Source organism: Pseudomonas sp. IPO3774 (assembly GCF_013386835.1).
Lineage (GTDB): Bacteria > Pseudomonadota > Gammaproteobacteria > Pseudomonadales > Pseudomonadaceae > Aquipseudomonas.
Window position 1 is genome coordinate 1 of sequence record NZ_JACAQY010000079.1, and the last position, 2,412, is coordinate 2,412.

A 2,412-nucleotide genomic window follows, 5' to 3' on the forward strand; every position below is an offset into this window, starting at 1 on the left:
CGTATGCGTCCGGGCATCACGTCTTGCGTGATTAAGCCGGCTGCCACTTATGCGGAAGCAACTGCTCGATTTCACTCGCCCGCTGCGTCGGCAGGCGCGTGAGAACATCCTTTAGATAGGCGTACGGGTCATGACCATTCAGCCGCGCAGATTGGATTAAGCTCATGATTGCCGCAGCCCGTTTTCCGCTGCGTAGCGACCCGGCGAAGAGCCAGTTCTTGCGCCCAAGAGCCCATGGCCGGATCTGGTTCTCCGCCCAATTATTATCAATGGGTACGGCCCCGTCATTGAGGTAGCGCGACAGCGCTGCCCAGCGTTTAAGGCTGTAATCGAGTGCTCTGCTGATAGCCGAACCTTCGGGCACAAGATCACGCTGGGCGATCATCCAGGCGTGCAGCATCTCCATCACCGGCACGGCTTTTTCTTGCCGTATTCGGCAACGTAAATCCGGCTCCAGATCGCGCACTTCGCTCTCGATTTCGTACAGCAACTGGATGTAACGCAGGGCCTGCTCGGCGAGCTGGCTCTTGTTGGTAGCGTGCAATTCGAAGAACTTGCGCCGGGCATGAGCCATGCAGCCGATCTCGGTCACGCCGAGTTCGAAGCTGGCCTTGTAACCGCCAAAGTCGTCGCAGACCAACTTGCCTTTCCAGCCTTGCAGGAAGTTGCGAGCATGCTCACCGGCGCGGCTGGGGCTGAAGTCGTAGACGACAGCGGCTGTTTCGCAGAACTGGCTGGTGGCGTAAGCCCAAACATAAGAACGGTGGGTTTTCTTCGAGCCCGGAGCGAGCATCTGCACGGGTGTTTCATCCGCGTGCACAACCTGCTGCCCGATCACTACGTCACGCAGGGCATCGACCAGTGGCTGCAACTGCACGCCAGTAACGCCAACCCATTGAGCCAAAGTGGAGCGTGGAATCGCCAAGCCAGCACGACCAAAAATCGATTCCTGGCGGTAAAGCGGAAGATGGTCAGCGAACTTCGCGATCATGACGTGGGCCAGTAATCCGGCAGTTGGGATGCCCTTGTCGATGACCTGCGCCGGTACCGGGGCCTGGATCAGCGTTTCGCAGTCATCGCACACCCACTTGCCACGCACATGGCGTTCAACGGTAAAAACGCCCGGCGTGTAGTCCAGCTTTTCGCTGACGTCTTCACCGATGCGCGTGAGTACGCAGCCGCATGGGCAGTGGGTGTTGTCCGGTTCGTGATGGATCAATGTGCGTGGAAATTCTGCCGGCAATGCAGTGCGCTTGGGCTTTTGCTTTTTCTCGGTCGCCACTGGCGCTATTTGCAAGGCTTGAAGCTCGGCTTCAATCGCCGCGATATCAGTATCAATCAGGTCATCAAGCAGGCTGGCCTGCTCAGGATTCATCTGCTCGCTGCGCTTGGCAAACTTCAAGCGCTTGAGTCGTGCGATCTCGTGGGTCAGCTTCTCGATTACCGTTTGATCGCGGCTAATCTTCCTGCCCATCGTTTCGACCGTCTTGCTCATGGTCTCGACCGTCTGACCCATGGTCTCCACTTGCGACAGCAACTGCGCAGCGAATGCACGCAGTTGGTCGGGGGTCATTTGATCGAGATTGGGCGAGGAAGTCATGCCGTGGATTTTACCAAAGCAGCTCGTTTGCGGCAGTAGGCCAAGGCGCTAATTACAGCTTCTTAAAGCAGTGTGATTGCACCGCCAGCTCCAACGCGTTGCCAAGGTAGACCGAGCACCAAGGCCTGAAGTTGTTCGGTATCCAGCACCATTTCGCTGCCTTGGCGAACACCTGGCCAATGGAATTTACCTTGGTTTAAGCGGCGTGCAGCCAGCCAAACGCCAATCCCATCGTGTACCAGCACTTTCATCCGAGTCGCGCGGCGATTGGCAAATAGATAGGCGCAGTGCGGCTTCGCCGCACCGAACACCGCGATCACCCTGGCCAGGGCCGTTTCAGTGCCGGCACGCATGTCCATGGGTTCGGTGGCGAGCCAGATGGCATCGATGCGAATCATTGTGTGAGCCCACGGACAAAGCGGGCGCACCCTTCAGGATCAGAAGTTGGCCATTTCACTGTGATCGATTGATCGCCAAACGGCAGATCGATGACCGCCGCCGTTTCAGTCGGCCGCTTTGGCGTAGATTTCACTGGAATAAAAGCAGGTAGCACCGCTGGCGGCTGATCCCGGTACAGCGGCATCCACTTTCGGATGACGTTGGCGTTGATGCCATGGCTGATGGCGACGCCGGAGATGGTCGCGCCTGGTTGCAGGCATTCCTGAACAACCTGGGCTTTGAACGATTTGGGATAAGAGCTTCGTTGGCGCATGGAATTCCTGACGTTAAGGGCGATAGCGTCCGCTTAAAAATACGCGGACACCATCGTCCTTAATGATGGAGTTCGGAAGGTGTGTTCACCGGCCCCTTAC

At 57.5% G+C, this 2,412-nt stretch carries 3 protein-coding genes; all 3 read right to left on the reverse strand.

What is annotated here, in order from left to right; all coding sequences use genetic code 11:
• Window positions 1–31 precede the first annotated feature (31 nt).
• Entirely contained in the window at window positions 32–1,600 is a 1,569-nt protein-coding gene (locus tag HYE77_RS32280; protein WP_177070593.1) for an IS66 family transposase, read from the reverse strand.
• A 62-nt stretch (window positions 1,601–1,662) separates the two neighbouring features.
• Entirely contained in the window at window positions 1,663–1,998 is a 336-nt protein-coding gene (tnpB, locus tag HYE77_RS32810) for an IS66 family insertion sequence element accessory protein TnpB (RefSeq protein ID WP_177070596.1), read from the reverse strand.
• The gene (locus tag HYE77_RS32290) at window positions 1,995–2,312 is read right to left on the reverse strand and encodes a transposase (RefSeq protein WP_100845513.1); all 318 of its coding nucleotides are present in this window, start codon (window positions 2,310–2,312) and stop codon (window positions 1,995–1,997) included. The genes tnpB and HYE77_RS32290 overlap by 4 nt, the downstream gene beginning before the upstream one ends.
• Window positions 2,313–2,412: the final 100 nt, after the last annotated feature.